This is a genomic window from Bacteroidales bacterium (genome assembly GCA_035353855.1).
In the GTDB taxonomy this organism is placed as follows: Bacteria; Bacteroidota; Bacteroidia; order Bacteroidales; family CG2-30-32-10; genus DAOQAK01.
Window position 1 is genome coordinate 50,587 of record DAOQAK010000005.1, and the last position, 16,103, is coordinate 66,689.

Here is a 16,103-nt window from a genome sequence, read left to right on the forward strand (position 1 = left end):
CTTTATAAGAATATTTCATAAATTAATGGCAGGATTTTATTTTATTTCAAAAAAAATGTAATTTTGAATGCTGTAACCAATACTTAATTGAAAAATGAAAATACCTGAAAATTTAAAGTACACAAAAGATCATGAATGGTTAAGAGTAGAAGGTGGTGAAGGATATGTTGGAATTACTGACTTTGCTCAGGGGGAGCTTGGCGATGTAGTTTATGTTGAAGTGGAAACTGTTGGCGAAACTATTGAAAAAGAAGAAGCTTTTGGAACTATTGAAGCAGTTAAAACTGTTTCTGATATTTTTATGCCTGTATCAGGCGAAGTTCTTGAATTCAACCCTGCTCTTGAAACATCACCCGAACTCATTAATAAAGATCCTTATGGTGAAGGATGGATAATAAAAGTTAAACTCAGCAAACCGGAAGAAATTAACGAACTTCTTACTGCTGAAAGATATCAGGAACTTACAATTCATTGATTGATTTAATGCATCAGGCCGGAAATATGAAAAAATATTTCCGGTTTTTTTATTATATAACCGGATGTTTTTCAGATACAATTTATGGGGAATTCTTTGGGGCCTTTTTATATTGGTTTTAATAGGATTACCTGGAGAGAACATACCCGATGTATCATTATGGAGGTTACTGCAACCCGATAAAATATTTCACTCTGTTATATTTGGAATATTTGTTCTTCTTTTAATTGTCGGGTTCAAAAAACAGCATACTTACATTAACCTGCATTATCATGCAAAATGGCATGCTGTTGTATTTGGAATTATTTATGGGGTGATAACCGAACTGCTGCAATTAATTATTTTTACTCATAGAACAGCTGATATCATTGATATTATAGCTGATTCCATAGGCTGTTTACTGGGTTTACTTACCTTCAATTTTATTTACTGGAAAGAAAAAGTAAATAATTAAAGACTTTATAATTATTTATTATCATCAGCATACCATTCCGCAAAAGAAGTTACTGTTTCGCTAAGCCGGAGACTAAATAATTTTATCTCTTTAGGTAAAAGTTTCTGTATTCTTGAAGCAAAATCAGAAAGAAGATTTTCGCATGTTGGCTGAAAAGGAACTAATACAATATTATCAAACATATTTTTGAATTTTTCAAGCTCTTTGTGAGGAGTATTGGCATTTAATAATAATGCGTGATCAAGCGAGTTGGTAATATTTTCTTTTACAATTTTTTTAATAACAGAATAATCTATCACCATTCCATTCTTCGGTGATGACGGGTCGTTCAAAGGTTTGCCAGAAATGGTTACATATAAATAATACGAATGACCATGAATGTTTTTACATGGACCATCATAACCCCATAAAGCATGAGCCATTTCAAATTTGAATTCTTTGGTGATTCGTATTACAGACATATAATTAATTTTTTTGAATAATAATTTTTTTTACTTCAATTCCTTTTTCACAAATGAATTTCACAAAATAAATTCCATCATCAGCATCAGGAATGTCAAATATAGTTTCTTTTAAAATATTTTCATGAATTTCAAAAATTTGTTTTCCGTCAGGTGAATAAATCTGAATGCTTACATTTTGTAAATCTTTATTATCAGTTTGAATAGTAAGCTGACCATTTGAAGGAACCGGAAATACATTTATATTTAATGATGAAGAAATATTATTTTTAATACCGGCATTTGGTCCCCATATAGCATCTATCCATTCGGGATGGTCGATATAAGGATTGCGGTTATTCTGAATGGCATAAACAGCATCATTTCTTTCAATTTCTTTTTGACTCACAGGATCGAGTGCACACCACTGAAGCAACACATTAATATACCATGTTTCGAAAACCAATCCTGAGTTATTTGAAAGTATTGCATCAGCTTCGGTAGAGTTGCTATACCATGTTGCAATCACATTCTCATATCGTGTTGCCATATAAAAATATGAACGTGCAAAATCACCTTTAAAGCTATCGACAGGTTCAAATACGGTACTTGTATATCCCGCGTCAGAACATGAACCCAGCTGACTTCCATTTTGTGAAGTCCATGATGCAGTGCCAACATCACCCAAAGGATAATTGCTTCTGCGGTTATTTACATAACCATCTGTAGGAACTAAGTGAAACAAATCGGTGTACATTGGTGAAACGCTTCCACCAAACCAACTGTTAGGAAAAGAATGTTCGCGATTATAACAATCGCCTTCCGCAGAGTAATTCCCGCATTGATCAGTAACGAATGTAAATTCATAAGGAGCTGTTCCACCCGGTATATCGGAATACATATCCCATACTTTACCATCAGCTTTTTTGTCGGTACTTTGAAATGAAGTCCACAACTGGTCGTACGAAACAGAAGTATGTCCTTTGATAATATTATACAATGCTGTTTTTAAAGCAAGGCCCGAAAGTCCTGCCGCACTATCATAATATCCCGGAGGGATTGTTGCTTTTATCCCAAATGGGATCAACAGAAATGAAAATAAAAAACAAAATGTAAAAATCTTTTTAATCATAATAAATAAAAATAAGATTATTATTAATGGATTATTTATAGCAGTAATTATTCAGGTATTCCTGTGCATTGGGACCGTTCAAATCGCGGTATTTCAACAAATCATAACAACCTTCCTGGTTCTGGCTTATTTTAAGAATGCCACGTGCCAGGTAAGCTTCTTTACATAAAGGATTTATTTTTATGGCAGTATTGTATTCATTAATTGCATTTACTAAATCTCCCTGGTTTTCGAATAATTTTCCCCGACCAATATAGGCAAGCGATTTATAATTTAATGAAGCATAGTTTATACAAAAATTAAAGTCAGCCAATGCAAGCTGATCTTTTTTCCCCTTATAAGAATTATAATAAATCATTCCTCTTTCGTATATGCAATCTATCATTGAGGTATCAAGGTTATATGCTTTGGTATAATCGTCTATTGCTTTCTCAGCTTCGGTTTTCAGAGCGTAAGCTATTGCTCTTAATTTATAGTATTCCGGTTTCAGGCTGTCGGATTTAATCAACGTGGAAATATCTTTTATTTCATTATCATATGAACCTTGCCACTCATAAATTTTTGCACGTAACACTAATGCCTCTTTATAATTGGGATTTGATTCGATAGCTTTATTCAAAAATGAAATAGCTTTTTTTGCATTACCTTTTTCGGTGTAGTCTGTTTCTTTTGCCTGTGTATAATACTCTTCTGCTGTTTGGGAATAAATGGCAACAGTAATAACACAAAAGAATAAAACCGAAATAATTTTTTTCATGGTTATTGAAAGAATAAATGCTCAATAAGAATCTTTAATCCTATCAAAGATAATACAATTCCACCGGCGATTTCAACTTTATTCCCAAGTAAACGATTGAATCTTCCACCCATTATGACGCCCAAATATGAAATAATAAATGTGATCGTACCAATAATTGCGACCGAAAAAATAATAGGAATGTTTAATAATGCGATACTTAGTCCAACAGCTAATGCGTCGATGCTGGTAGCAACGGATAAAGTAAGCATAACCCATAAGCTTGAATAATCATATAATTTTACTTCATCTTTATTTTTGATGGCTTCAGATATCATACGCAGGCCAATGAACACAAGTAATCCGAAAGCAATCCAATGATCAACATCTTCAATATAATTTTTAAGATAAAATCCCAGAACCCATCCTACCAAAGGCATTAACGCCTGAAACCCTCCGAAAAATATTCCGGCTTTCAGGGCAATTGTTTTTCTTTTATTATTTGAGATTGCTCCGAAACAAAGCGAAACGGCAAGTGCATCCATTGAAAGTCCAATGGCGATAAGTATTACAGTTAAAATATCTTCAGTCATTATTTTAATAAAGAAATTATTTTTTCAAGATATTTGGCATCTATTTCATCAAAAGAAATTAATTCGCTGCTGTCGACATCAAGAACACCAATAATATTTCCTGATTTATTTTTTACAGGAACAACAATCTCAGATTTAGAGCGTGAATCGCATGCAATATGACCGGGAAATTTTTCCACATCAGGAACAACAATAGTTTTCTTTTCATTAATTCCGGCCCAGCAAACGCCTGTATTTTTTTTCAGTATCTGGCAAGCAACAGGCCCCTGGTAAGGGCCAACAATAAGCTCTCCGTCTATCAAACGATAAAAACCGCACCAGAAAAAATATTCCATCTTATGATACAATACTGCCGAAATGGTTGCCATATGGGCAATATCATTATCCGACTTTAAAAGTAATTCTTCAATTTGTTTCAGAATTCTTTCGTAACGGCCTTTTTTCTTTTCATTTTCCATAATGCAAAATTACGAAAACACGCAAACATATGTTTCTTCAATTTGAAAAAAGTAATTTATTTGTTAATTTTGAAAAAACGATGTTTATGAAAAAAATAAATTTACTTCTGGGAACAGGAATAATTTTTTCTGTTGTAATTTTTTTTAACTCGTGTCAGTTTAGTACAGCACATATTCAAAGTGCTGATCTAGCAAAGGAAGTATCGGGCGGTAATAAAGAAAAAATTTCAGAAAATACATTTCACCCGAACGATGGTCCTTTTCATTTTATTGTTTATGTAGCCAATGCACCTTCGGAAACAAAGGTAAAAGCAAGCTGGTATGCAATTGATGTGGAGGGTGAGAAAAACAAACTTATTGACGAAAATGAAGTTGTGCTTCAATCATCGGATAATGTTGATTTCAATTTATCATTGCCACGCCAATGGCCTATGGGCACATACAGAGTTGACCTTTTCCTTAATGATAAATTAGATAGGTCGGTACAGTTTTATGTGAAGTAAGAATTTATACCTATCCGGAAATGATTTATTCATAACTTATTTTAAAGGTATTCATGAGCTCACAAGTATGGTTGCAAAAATTTCCTACCCGCTACAAGTCGGGATAAATCGGCATAACAGAACCTAAGCACATTTTGCTTTACAAACCTGCTAAGATTCTGTATATCATATACAGAAAATTCCATTTTTTTCGAAAAGTTCAATAATATTTTGAATGCTATCTGTTGATGGTGGATTTAATTTGTGGAGTTTATAGCACAAGCCGATTTGTTCATATTTATCTTTACCAAGGTTCATGTACGGCAAAAGGTTTAAATATTTTAATCCATTTTCTTTTAAGAATGCTGAAATATTTAAAATATTTTTTTCATCATCGGTATAGCCTGGAATTAGCGGAAGCCTTGTTAATAAAGGGATAGTAAAGGATTTAGTTATTGTTTTAATATTTTTTAAAATTTGTTTGTTGTTTGCATTACAGTATTCCAGGTGTTTTTTTTCGGAAATTATTTTTATATCAAAAATAAAAAAATCAATGTAAGGTAAACATCTATTAATATTTTCAAATGGAACATTTAAACAGGATTCAACAACTGTCGAGATGCCTTTTTCTTTACATTTTTTTAATACAGAAAACGCAAAACCGGGTTGAAAAAACGGCTCACCTCCCGATAATGTAATGCCCCCGTCTTCTCCGAAAAAAGGAATATCTTTTTCAATTTTTTTAATTAAATCATCGGGGGTAATTTTATAACCACAAATTTGTAATGCTTTATTTTTACATGCCTTAATACATTTGTTATCATTGCAAGTACGGCATTTTATAAAATCAATTTTTATTTTCTCCTGAAATTTTTTTATTGCATTATTTGAACATGCTTCAATACATAATGAACAATCCTGTTTACATATTTCTGAAAAATACCGGAGCTGTGGATAAGGATAGATGCTTTCCGGGTTTGAGCACCACAAGCAGTTAAGCGGACATCCTTTAAAAAAAACCAGTGTGCGTATTCCTGGTCCGTCATGAACGGAATACGGTTGAATATCGTAAATATAGCCGGATTCAGAAGGAGTACTCATTATATTTTTGTTTCTTCGTATTCAGTTCTTACAATAAGCTCATCCTGTATTGCCTTTGATAGTTCAACCCAGTATGCGCTGAATCCGGCAACACGAACAATTAAATCTCTGTATTTTTCAGGATACTTCTGGGCATCTCTAAGCATTTTTGAATCGACAATATTAAACTGTATATGATATCCACCGAGTTCAAAATATTTTTTTATTAATGAAATTAATTTTTTCGAACCATCAATTCCTTTTACAGCAGAAGGATGAATTTTCATATTCAACTGTACCGAGCGCATTTCAACAGAATCAAGCTTTGCCGCACTTCTCAGCATGGCAAGCGGACCATTAATATCTGTCCCCGGAAATGGCGATTGTATGGCATCTGCAAGTGTTACTCCCGCAAGCCTTCCATCGGGTGTTGCACCGGTAACCCTTCCGAATGGACCATGAGAGCTTATTGATAATGCTGCAGAAACCCAATTCAAGCCAAGATAACTTTTCTGGGAAGTAACGGCTTTGTTATATGAATTCCATATTTTAATAAAAATATCATCTACATAATCATCATCGTTTCCATACTTTGGAGCATCAAGGAATTTATTATACATATCATCCCACTTGCTGCTTTCTTTTTCCTGTTGTAAGAATGAATATTTTCCTTCATCATCAACCCGTTTATATCCAAAATTATTATCAAGAGCAGATCTTACTTCATCTAATGAATAAATTTTTTCCTCGTAAATATATTTTTTTAATGCGGCTAAAGAGTTTGCCACATTTACATTTCCCGAACATAGAATGGTAACAGTTTTGTTATAACGTGCTCCGTTATGATCAAGGTCTTTTCCTTTTTTTATGCAATCGTTTAAAAATGCTGAACCAAATACTAGTGTTTGTCCATGCCTGTGGCAAGCCATAACGTAGGTCCAGTAATCTTCATAGCATTGCACAACTTTTAACTGTGCTTTTTCCCAGGCAGTCCATAAGTTCTCATATGTTCCAATATCACCGGGGTCTTCAAAGATTTGAATTTTAGTTCTTGGGTCAATACCTTTATTTAATAAGCATTCTAAAATTTTTAACTGGTTGATAAAAGCAGGATGGCAGATTCCGTGGCAATTTCCCTGCATCTGAAGTTCAACACAACCACCAAGTCCGCACATTCGTGCATCTTCAAGTGTAATGCCTTCTTCCTTATGGGTAAGTAATAAATGTTGAATTGCTATTTGGTTATTAAACCATGCAGGATAACCGGTTCCGGTTTTAGTACATTCCGCAGCTTTTAGCAAAATATCTTCGGGAGTTTTAGGATCAAGCATTATTCCCATCGTAGGTTGACAAGTAGTAAATGTAATGCCGGCATCAAGAAATAGCATTTCTAATTCATTTGTTGCGGATTTACCATCAGGAGTTAATCCACCAACTACAAGATGTTGGAATAAATTCATTGATGCAAGAGCCGCCCAACTTCGTGGAGAAACAAATTCAATGCATTCAAATTTGAATCGCATTATTTCCAAGAGTTCATGAACTTGTGATTTATTAAGTGCGCCGGATTCCATATCTTTTAAATAATACGGATATAGTATTTGTCCCCATCTGCCCGGCGAAAGCCCAACTACGGGGCATTCCATTTGTATAAGCAAATGCGTTATCCATGCAGCTTGCAATGCCTCTTTAAAATTACGTGCAGGTTTCGCAGGAACATTTTCTAGTATGTCTGCAATTTCTTTTAATTCTTTTCGCCTGTTTTTATCAGGATGTGTTAATGAAAGTTCGAGTGCAAGTTTTTTATAATTATTTACCCACGCGAGTGCACCTTCGCACGCGATGATTACTGAACGCCAGAAGATAACTTTTTCTGAAGGTTCCCATCCTTGTAATTTTGTATTTGCAATATTTTCCTTGCATTCTCTTATTATATCATCAAGCCCTCTTTCAATAACCATATCATAAGAAGGAATCCACCGGCCTTCCATGATTGACACTACAGACGGAGGAAAAATAAATGATTGAAAACAATTCTGCAAAAAATCATAATCGGGATAATTATCTTTCATGAAAGAATCGGAAACATCTTCAATACACTTATTATCCCAGTATTCACAATCGTTTAAAAGCTTTTTTATGTCATCATCATAAATCCCGAAGATGCCAAATTGTTTTATATTTTTAACGCCTTTCGAAGCAAAACCGCCGCCCTGAGCTATAGTTGAGCCATCGCCTTTTTCAACATCAGAACCTTCAAATAAATGTTTAAAAAATTTCTGACTGTAATTTGTATATGGAATTGCACCTCTCAGGTATTTCGTTTTTTGCATCACCAGCAGCTCATGGTTGTTGATGACAGGTGTTATATTTTCGAGCAAATGTTTTAAAGCCAATGCACGACGAATGAGAAACGGTTGCCCATCGGCATTCTTCCATCCTTCGGTATATAACAATGTTGATTCCGGATCGATAAGTACCTGTGCATTCAGGAACATTTTTTTTAATGCTTTTGTTCTTGAAGTCGTTGGCTCTTTTTTAATTTCAATATTTTCAAATTCTGTATTATTTTTTTGAATAGGAGGCCACGTGGGTGTTTGCTGCTCCCGTATCATCTGGTTTACATTATTGCTAATTTTCATGTGTGATTGTTTTAATAAATAATCAGGCAATTTGACAATTCAAATTATTTTCTAAAAATATTTTTCTTACCGATTCAATTTCTTCAACTCTGTAATTTTCTAATTCCGGCAAAGTGTACGTTATTCCGTGTTCTTTATATTTTTCAATTCCTAAAGTGTGGTAAGGCTCAAGACAAATTTCTTTGAGATTATAATTCTTCATCAAATTTATTATATCATAAATATTTTGTGAAGTGTCTGTAATACTTGGTATTAAAGGAAAGCGAATGATTATTTGTTTTTCCGAAGCAGAAATATATTTTAAGTTTTCTAAAATTATTTTATTCGATTTTCCGGTAAACTTAATATGTTGCTCGTCGTTTATCAGTTTCAGGTCGAACAGAAAGAGGTCGATATAGCTTATACTTTTCTTAATATCTTCTGTATTGCACCAGCCGCAGGTTTCAACCGCAGTGTGAATATTTTTTGTTTTACATTCTTTCAGCAATTGAAAAAGAAATTCAGGTTGACTGAAAGGTTCGCCACCTGAAAACGTAACACCACCGCCGGAATTATTGTAAAAAGGAATATCTTTCGAAACAATATCAATAACCTTTTCTACTGAGTATTTTGTTCCTGATATTTTCAGTGCTTCGTAATTACAGTTCTCAAAACATTGTTTGTCCCTGCATTCTTCACAAAAATCAAAATTTCGTTTTAAAGTATTTTCGTGAAAAGAAACTGCGTTTAGCTTGCAGCTTTCAAGACAAGTAAGACAACTTTTGCATTTAAAATCGATATGACGAAGTTGAGGGAAAAAACTTTGTGATTCAGGATTGCAGCACCAATCGCATTTAAGCGGGCATCCTTTGAAAAACACGATAGTTCTAATTCCCGGGCCATCGTGAACCGCATAATGTTGTATGTCGAAAATTATTCCTTCTTTCATTATAAAATATTTCTCTGTGTAACTCTGTGGAATTTCTTTGTGTTCTCTGTGGTAAAATAAACTCACATGTGATTAACCACAAAGAGCACAAAGATTTTACACAAAGAAAACAAAAGGTTACTTCATACTAGTAATCTCTTGACAAAAAAATAAAATGCATTATAAATTATGTTCCGTTCTCCAAATCACCTGGTCCTGTAATGCTTTGCTCATTTCAACCCAATAAGCTGAGAAACCGGCAACGCGAACAACCAGGTCCCTGTAATTTTCAGGATGGAGTTGTGCATCTTTCAGCATCTTGGAATCAACAACATTGAACTGCACATGGAAACCGGGTTTCTGGAAATATGTTTTAATCAATGCCAGTAAATTTTTTGAGCCACTTTCGCCTTTTAATGCAGAAGGATGAAATTTGAGATTTAATAAACCACCTCGAATTTCAGTATGGTCAACTTTTGATGAAGAACGGATAACAGCTGTTGGCCCGCAAGTATCGGTTCCCGGAAACGGTGAAGTAACGCCATCAGCCAATGGTTCACCTTTGAATCGGCCATCGGGAAATGCTTCGCAAACTTTTCCAAAAGGAACAGGTGTTGATATTGCAAGCATGGACGGGTCGTAAGGTTCACCTAGATAATTTTTTTGTGCTCTTACCCATTCACAATATTCTTCAAATAATTCAAGGAAGATATTGTCAACATATTCTTCATCATTTCCCCAATGCGGAACAGCCAAAACTTTTTTCCGTAAAGCTTCATAACCCTGCCAGTTATTTTTTACAGCATTCACCATATCTTCAAACGAACATACTTTTTCTTCGAAGCATAGTTTTTTAATTGCTGCAAATGAATTGGCAACATTTACAAGCCCTGAAGACAGCGTAGTTATTGAGTGATTCAATATAGCGCCGCCATCGTCCATGCATTTTCCTCTCTCAATACAATCGTTTACAAACACCGAACAGAAAATTAACGGAACCGTATTACGGTGTGCGAGCATCACGTAATTCCAGTATTGCTGCCAGTTTCGGATAGCAACATGCATGATGTCGATATAATATTTTCTTATTTCTTCGAAAGAATTCAATTCTCTTTCTTCAAACATTCTAATTCCTGTAACCGGGTCAACACCTTTATTCATCATGATGTCGATGATTTTCCCATGATTTACAAAACCTGCCTGTACAATTCCGTAAGCCATTCCCTGTAATGTAGGTTCGGTGCAACCGCCAATAGCGCTTTTCTTCCGGATTATTTCCAAAGGCAATTTGCTGGTTTTCCATTCATGCTGAATATACGTTTTCTGATTAAAGAATGCCGGATAGCCAACACCCGTCTTAACACATTCAGCAGCTTTCAATAAGAATTCATCATCCAGTTTATCGTCCCACCAAACAGATAGCGTGGGTTGGGTCATTTGCATATTGATTTGCGCTTGTAAAATTGCAAGTGAAATTTCATTGTTCGATTTTTCATTGCGTTCATCAACCCCACCAAGAATTAAATTCTGATAAAGGTTACCATGACCAAGTCCTTGCCAGCTAAGGCTTGCAATATATTCGATTTGGGTCATTTTAACAAACATCTCTTCAAAAAGAGAAACGGCATTTTCAAAAGTACAATCCGGATCATTTTTATAATAAGGGATTAAAACAGCATCCAATCTTCCGGGAGAATATCCAAGATGCGAACCTTCTATATGTCCGAGCAGATAAGTAAACCAGAAAGCCTGAACTGCTTCACGGAAATTTCTGGGCGTTTCCATCGGAACTCGTCTACAAACTTCAGCGATTTCTTTCAATTCATTTTTTCGTTGTGCATCGGTTTCATGCGACATTTGTTTTTCGGCTTCAGCAGCATAATTTAATGCAAACTGGATTGCTCCTTTGAGTGCGGAGATAGCAGCTCTCCAGAAATTCAGTTTTGTGGAATCTTTAATATTTTCAGCCTGGAAAGATTTTATTTTTTCTTCAATCTCGCGAATGATAGCGTTATAGCCTTTTCCCAAAGCCATTTCATAATCAAGGATTAATCTTCCTTCTGGGCATGGTTCATGTGGAGCCGTGTATAATCCGATTTTCCAGCCGTTTTCTATAAACTCAGCTTGATCGAAATGTGATTTCCAAATACGATCGCCTTGCTCCATGAAACATTTGTTTTCCCAGTATTCACAAATGTTTTTGAATTCCTCATATTCATTTGTGGAAATTAAAAATTTTCCGGAAATCAATCGAAGTCCTTTTTCTTCCGCTTCTTTCATGGCATTTGCAATGCCGCCGCCATGGCCTTGTTCCGCATGTTTCGATTGTGCATCCTGTTCTTCTTTACGCATTTCTTTAAGGAAAGGACCTGCTGCATAATTTGCATAAGGTATTGCTCCGCGAATGAAACGGGTTTTATTTCCAACAATCAAATCGTTTTTATGAATAACCGGGGTCATATGTGAAAGTGCGTAAGCATGGTCAGTAGCGCGTCTTTCCAGAATTTCCATTCCATCGGTTTTTTTATTTGAATCGGTCAGGTATTTGATGTATTCAATATCAACCATGAGCGGAGAATCAAGATAACGTTGTTTGAAATATGATGACCTTTCGCCGGATGCAGCGCTTTTTATCTCTCTTGGAACAATTTCCATGATTGTGTTTTCCATTATTATTTTCTTTAAAAATGTTTTGAAAAAAATTAGATAATTATTTTTATGAATGATTTTCTTTAAAAGTTTTTAATCGGTTTTCTAATGTTTCAAACTGTGAACGTTGAATTAGTGATACGCATGCGCGCAAACCTTCTATTTTTTCACTGCCCGTGATTACAAGTGAAATAGCGCTTATACCATAATACAATAATTCTTTTAATAAGTCTTCTCCTGCCAAACCCGGGTAAGAAATTGTAAAATAAAATCCGTCGGCTATAGGTTTATCAATATCCATATCGTATACAATTTTAAACCCATTGTCAGTGAACATCTTTTTTAAAATCCTTGCTCTTTCGCCATATTCACGAATTTCTTTTACAAAATCAAAAGTACCATTATTGACTGCTTTTAAAAGAGCCAGTACAGCGTACTGCGCAGAATGAGATGTTCCGGCAGTTGTTGCATATACTGTTCCATGTACCAGTGCATGACCAAAGTTTGGAGAAGAATAATATTTTAATAGATCGTTATGGTTTGAATTGAAAAGTTTATCGGAAATAGCGCACATTGCTACACGTTGTCCTGCATAGCTGAATGATTTTGATGTTGACATCAGCAATACATAATTATCCGTATATTTTGCAACAGTAAGCTGAAACGGAGGAATACCGGGCTTTGAAATATCTTTACGAAAATCCATTGCAAAGTATGCCAGGTCTTCAGCAACAACAACATCATATTTTGTAGCAAGTTCTCCGATAATTTTAAGTTCTTCTTCGTTAAAGCAGATCCATGAAGGATTGTTAGGATTAGAATAAAGAATAGTTGAAATATTTCCTTTAGCGAGTATTGATTCGAGTTTAGCTTTTAGCTTATCGCCTCTGAAATCGTACACATCAAAATGTTCCTGCTTTAATCCAATCATTTTTACCAATTGTTTATGAACCGGAAACCCCGGGTCAATAAAAAGAATAGTATCTCTTTGTGCATTCATTCTTCCTGCAACCATGAATGTTGCAAAAGCACCATTAATAGAACCAACGGTTGGAATACAGGCAACAGGATTTACATTAACATCAAGAAAGTTCTTTATAAATTTAGATATTTCAATTTTTAGTTCGGGTATTCCGTCAAGGTCGGGATATAAAGATGCAATACCTGCATCTAGTGCTGCTTTTTCGGCTTCTATTGCAATTTTAGGTGCAGGCAATCCGGGAATTCCCATTTCCATGCGAATAAATTTTTGACCGCTTTTTTCTTCAACCTGGTTTATTAATTTTTTTATTTCCCTTATGGATGCAGTACCTATATTTTCAACTCGGTTTTCTTTTAAGATATTATCTACAATTTCTTTTGGTATAGGGGTATTTTTCATTTTAATCATTTTTAATCATTCTCTGTAAATAGCTTCGCGTTATTAATAGTTATTTTTCCGCTGCGCGGACGTTATTGTCCGCCTGCAGCGGAGTCATTTATTATTACTTGCTTCTTTGTTACGTTATAGATTCTTATTCGTAAATAAAAAGTTTATTGCTTACTGCCAACTTTTCTTCCAGCTTCGAACGATAATTTATTTGCAGCTTTTATAAAATCATTTGGCGAAATCGACATCAATGCATTTAACCATATTTCAACAGGGATTTTATTGAAAGGTTCAATGGTTGACAATAAGCCAAGAACCACGACATTTGCTGTTTTTCCGGCAGTGTCGCCAAGTTCGTAAGCTATTTTGTTTGCATCGATTTTTATGATTTTATATTCTTTCAGTGCATCATAAATTTTATTTACATCAGGATAATCTTCTTTTTTAGTATTAACAGGAAGTGCACGAAAATTATTGAAAACTATGGTACCATTAGGCTTCAGAAGGTCGAGGAATTCAGGCCGCAACACTTCGCTGATTTCCATAACGATTAGAACATCCACTGAAGCCATCGCCAGTATTGGAGAATACACTTTCCCGCAACTAAATGTTGAAATAACCGGTCCGCCTAATTGTGCCATTCCATGAGTATCGCCTTTTACAATATTCGATTTGGAATAAGGTGTTCTTAAGATAACTTCCGATAATACTTTTCCAAAAAATAAATTTCCCTGTCCGCCAATCCCGCGAATAGCAAGGCGCAGCGATTCGGGTAAATCGTAGTTTATGTTTTCCGGGATTTTTATTTCGCTTACTTTATCAAATTTAGGCTGAGTAGCTTTTCCCGTAGCGTTATCATCATAAATGATTGCGCCAAACGGACAGCGCTGCATACATATAGGAGTGCTGCCTCCGCAGAAAGTGCAAAGGTTTGTGAAATGCGGTGTTTTGTCGTCATCAAATTCAACACCCGGACAAATATTACAACGGAAACATTTTTTACACTTGTCGTAATCCCTGCTTATTTTACGTATTTTATTTTTACTTTCAATTTCCTGGATGCAAACTCCTTCAAGGATTAGCGTTGTGAATGTTCCTTTTTCTGCTTCAGCCAAAGCTTCGGTTAAAGCTTTTTCAACTTCTTCAAGGTTATATGAATTCACAACTGCTATTCTTCCTCCTTCCGCTTCAACAGCACGTTTCAGGTTAAAAATATTTTTTACACCTGCAATATTTGTTTTACTGGTAGGTGCATATTGCCCGCCAGTCATGGCTGTTACGGTGTTATCAAGAATTACTTTTACTCCGGCGGTATTCCTGAAAATAGCATTTCGTGTGGCATCAAGTCCGCTATGGCATTCGCAGGAATCACCAACTATACTTATGGTTTTAGCCGCATATTCAGGACGTGATAAAACAAATCCCTGGCGTGTAGAATCAGAAGCACCCATGCAGCAAACAGTATCAAGAGCATTAAGGAAATATAATAGAGTGGAACAACCTATATCTCCAAATGCAGTAAAAATCTTTTTCTTCTTTTTTAATTTGTCAACACTTAATGCAAATGCTTTGTATGGGCATCCCGGGCAGATTGATGGAGGCCGCATCAATGGTTTTATATCAACAGTTTTACTTTGAATTTTAAAATCTACTTTGATATGTTTGGATAAATGTTCTATCACTAATTGAGGTGTCCAGTCGGTGATAATGCTGTTGTCTTCTTTACTAACAATAGGAATAGATAATATTTTTAATTGTGTTTCAAGGTATCTGTCGCCATCTTCAAAGACAAATATTTTTCCTTTGATCTTGTCAGCGAATTTTTTTACTCTTTCTTTTGGAAAAGGATAAGTCATTCCTAGTGAAAGAATGGATGGTTTTTTATGAATATTATTTAATGCTTCTCGTACAATGATATCGCTTTCGCCGCTCAGGATAATTCCCCAATCTTCGCTGCCGTTTTCTTCATTGATTAAGTCTGATTTTTCAACCCATTCTGTGAGCTGGGGAATACGTACTTGTACAACTTTGTTATAATTCTGGCGAACAATAACCGGAAGCGTCATCCAATCATGGAGATTCTCGGGTAATTCACGCTGAGCAATTTTTCTTGCTTCTCTAGTAATTACTAATCCTTCTGAATGTGCCAGTATTCCTGATGCAAGAATAACAACAGGTGTTCGAAACTTCCTGCTCATATCGGCAGCTACAAATGCTGCTTCATATAAATCCTGGTGATTGCGGGGTTCAATTATTGGAATATGCGATGAGCTGAAAAAATATCTTGCATCTATCACATGTTGCGTACTGGAAGGAACATAATCGGTAGCGGCATAAATTACCAGCGCACCAATTTCGGCAGTATAAAAAGCAGCAGTGCTTATTACATCGCCTGCCTGGAATACTCCGGGTATCTTCATGGTAACAACTACATCAGAGCCTGCCATGGAATGACCTACTCCAACGCCCATTGCAACAGCTTCGCTAACCGACCAGCCAACAGTTATTTTATCTTGTACATATTTTAATGATTTATCAATTACTTCCGTACTTGGAGTTCCGGGATAACCATCAGCGGCATGATAACCTGCATGAACCACACCCAGTGCAAAAGCTTCATTGCCTTGTAAAATAAATTTACTTCCGGCTTTTGATTCTACTATTTCGTTAAATCTTGACATGTGTT

The 16,103-nt window shown here is 35.2% G+C and carries 14 protein-coding genes; 3 read left to right on the forward strand and 11 right to left on the reverse strand.

Features of this window, described 5'->3' with window-relative positions; all coding sequences use genetic code 11:
• Positions 1–94 precede the first annotated feature (94 nt).
• Positions 95–475, forward strand: coding sequence for a glycine cleavage system protein GcvH (gene gcvH / locus PKK00_02115; GenBank protein HNW97190.1), 381 nt, complete (start codon positions 95–97; stop codon positions 473–475).
• A 64-nt stretch (positions 476–539) separates the two neighbouring features.
• Entirely contained in the window at positions 540–929 is a 390-nt protein-coding gene (locus PKK00_02120; protein ID HNW97191.1) for a VanZ family protein, read from the forward strand.
• An 11-nt stretch (positions 930–940) separates the two neighbouring features.
• On the opposite strand, the gene PKK00_02125 is transcribed toward PKK00_02120, so the two are convergent.
• The 5 genes from PKK00_02125 to PKK00_02145 are packed head-to-tail and all read right to left on the reverse strand — an operon-like array spanning position 941 to position 4,288.
• Positions 941–1,390 (reverse strand): 6-carboxytetrahydropterin synthase, encoded by a 450-nt coding sequence (locus PKK00_02125; GenBank protein ID HNW97192.1) that lies wholly within the window; start codon positions 1,388–1,390, stop codon positions 941–943.
• A gap of 4 nt (positions 1,391–1,394) precedes the next feature.
• Complete coding sequence (locus PKK00_02130) at positions 1,395–2,501, reverse strand: endonuclease (GenBank protein HNW97193.1); 1,107 nt, start codon at positions 2,499–2,501, stop codon at positions 1,395–1,397.
• Between the two features lie 31 nt (positions 2,502–2,532).
• A complete protein-coding gene (locus PKK00_02135; protein HNW97194.1) occupies positions 2,533–3,258 on the reverse strand; it encodes a hypothetical protein in 726 nt (241 codons plus the stop codon).
• 2 nt (positions 3,259–3,260) lie between these two features.
• The gene (locus PKK00_02140) at positions 3,261–3,830 is read right to left on the reverse strand and encodes a manganese efflux pump MntP family protein (GenBank protein HNW97195.1); all 570 of its coding nucleotides are present in this window, start codon (positions 3,828–3,830) and stop codon (positions 3,261–3,263) included.
• Positions 3,830–4,288 (reverse strand): GAF domain-containing protein, encoded by a 459-nt coding sequence (locus PKK00_02145; GenBank protein HNW97196.1) that lies wholly within the window; start codon positions 4,286–4,288, stop codon positions 3,830–3,832. Before PKK00_02145 ends, PKK00_02140 begins: the two co-directional genes overlap by 1 nt.
• An 86-nt stretch (positions 4,289–4,374) precedes the next feature.
• On the opposite strand from PKK00_02145, the gene PKK00_02150 reads away from it, so the two are divergent.
• Positions 4,375–4,791, forward strand: coding sequence for a hypothetical protein (locus tag PKK00_02150; GenBank protein HNW97197.1), 417 nt, complete (start codon positions 4,375–4,377; stop codon positions 4,789–4,791).
• Between the two features lie 165 nt (positions 4,792–4,956).
• On the opposite strand, the gene PKK00_02155 is transcribed toward PKK00_02150, so the two are convergent.
• From PKK00_02155 to PKK00_02180, 6 genes are all read right to left on the reverse strand, one after another.
• The gene (locus PKK00_02155; protein HNW97198.1) at positions 4,957–5,871 is read right to left on the reverse strand and encodes a glycyl-radical enzyme activating protein; all 915 of its coding nucleotides are present in this window, start codon (positions 5,869–5,871) and stop codon (positions 4,957–4,959) included.
• Positions 5,871–8,492, reverse strand: coding sequence for an indoleacetate decarboxylase (locus tag PKK00_02160; protein ID HNW97199.1), 2,622 nt, complete (start codon positions 8,490–8,492; stop codon positions 5,871–5,873). Before PKK00_02160 ends, PKK00_02155 begins: the two co-directional genes overlap by 1 nt.
• A 22-nt stretch (positions 8,493–8,514) precedes the next feature.
• Positions 8,515–9,420, reverse strand: coding sequence for a glycyl-radical enzyme activating protein (locus PKK00_02165; protein ID HNW97200.1), 906 nt, complete (start codon positions 9,418–9,420; stop codon positions 8,515–8,517).
• Positions 9,421–9,579: 159 nt separating this feature from the next.
• The gene (locus tag PKK00_02170; GenBank protein ID HNW97201.1) at positions 9,580–12,069 is read right to left on the reverse strand and encodes a pyruvate formate lyase family protein; all 2,490 of its coding nucleotides are present in this window, start codon (positions 12,067–12,069) and stop codon (positions 9,580–9,582) included.
• A 46-nt stretch (positions 12,070–12,115) separates the two neighbouring features.
• Positions 12,116–13,429: a pyridoxal phosphate-dependent aminotransferase gene (locus PKK00_02175; protein HNW97202.1), complete on the reverse strand. Its 1,314-nt coding sequence runs from the start codon at positions 13,427–13,429 to the stop codon at positions 12,116–12,118.
• Positions 13,430–13,581: 152 nt separating this feature from the next.
• The gene (locus tag PKK00_02180) at positions 13,582–16,098 is read right to left on the reverse strand and encodes a 2-oxoacid:acceptor oxidoreductase family protein (protein ID HNW97203.1); all 2,517 of its coding nucleotides are present in this window, start codon (positions 16,096–16,098) and stop codon (positions 13,582–13,584) included.
• Positions 16,099–16,103: the final 5 nt, after the last annotated feature.

Excerpts from the sequence above, each read along its gene's own strand:
- gcvH (HNW97190.1), top strand. The coding sequence starts at position 95 with ATGAAAATACCTGAAAATTTAAAGTACACAAAAGATCATGAATGGTTA.
- PKK00_02120 (HNW97191.1), top strand. The coding sequence starts at position 540 with ATGTTTTTCAGATACAATTTATGGGGAATTCTTTGGGGCCTTTTTATA.
- PKK00_02125 (HNW97192.1), bottom strand. The coding sequence starts at position 1,390 with ATGTCTGTAATACGAATCACCAAAGAATTCAAATTTGAAATGGCTCAT.
- PKK00_02130 (HNW97193.1), bottom strand. The coding sequence starts at position 2,501 with ATGATTAAAAAGATTTTTACATTTTGTTTTTTATTTTCATTTCTGTTG.
- PKK00_02135 (HNW97194.1), bottom strand. The coding sequence starts at position 3,258 with ATGAAAAAAATTATTTCGGTTTTATTCTTTTGTGTTATTACTGTTGCC.
- PKK00_02140 (HNW97195.1), bottom strand. The coding sequence starts at position 3,830 with ATGACTGAAGATATTTTAACTGTAATACTTATCGCCATTGGACTTTCA.
- PKK00_02145 (HNW97196.1), bottom strand. The coding sequence starts at position 4,288 with ATGGAAAATGAAAAGAAAAAAGGCCGTTACGAAAGAATTCTGAAACAA.
- PKK00_02150 (HNW97197.1), top strand. The coding sequence starts at position 4,375 with ATGAAAAAAATAAATTTACTTCTGGGAACAGGAATAATTTTTTCTGTT.
- PKK00_02155 (HNW97198.1), bottom strand. The coding sequence starts at position 5,871 with ATGAGTACTCCTTCTGAATCCGGCTATATTTACGATATTCAACCGTAT.
- PKK00_02160 (HNW97199.1), bottom strand. The coding sequence starts at position 8,492 with ATGAAAATTAGCAATAATGTAAACCAGATGATACGGGAGCAGCAAACA.
- PKK00_02165 (HNW97200.1), bottom strand. The coding sequence starts at position 9,420 with ATGAAAGAAGGAATAATTTTCGACATACAACATTATGCGGTTCACGAT.
- PKK00_02170 (HNW97201.1), bottom strand. The coding sequence starts at position 12,069 with ATGGAAAACACAATCATGGAAATTGTTCCAAGAGAGATAAAAAGCGCT.
- PKK00_02175 (HNW97202.1), bottom strand. The coding sequence starts at position 13,429 with ATGAAAAATACCCCTATACCAAAAGAAATTGTAGATAATATCTTAAAA.
- PKK00_02180 (HNW97203.1), bottom strand. The coding sequence starts at position 16,098 with ATGTCAAGATTTAACGAAATAGTAGAATCAAAAGCCGGAAGTAAATTT.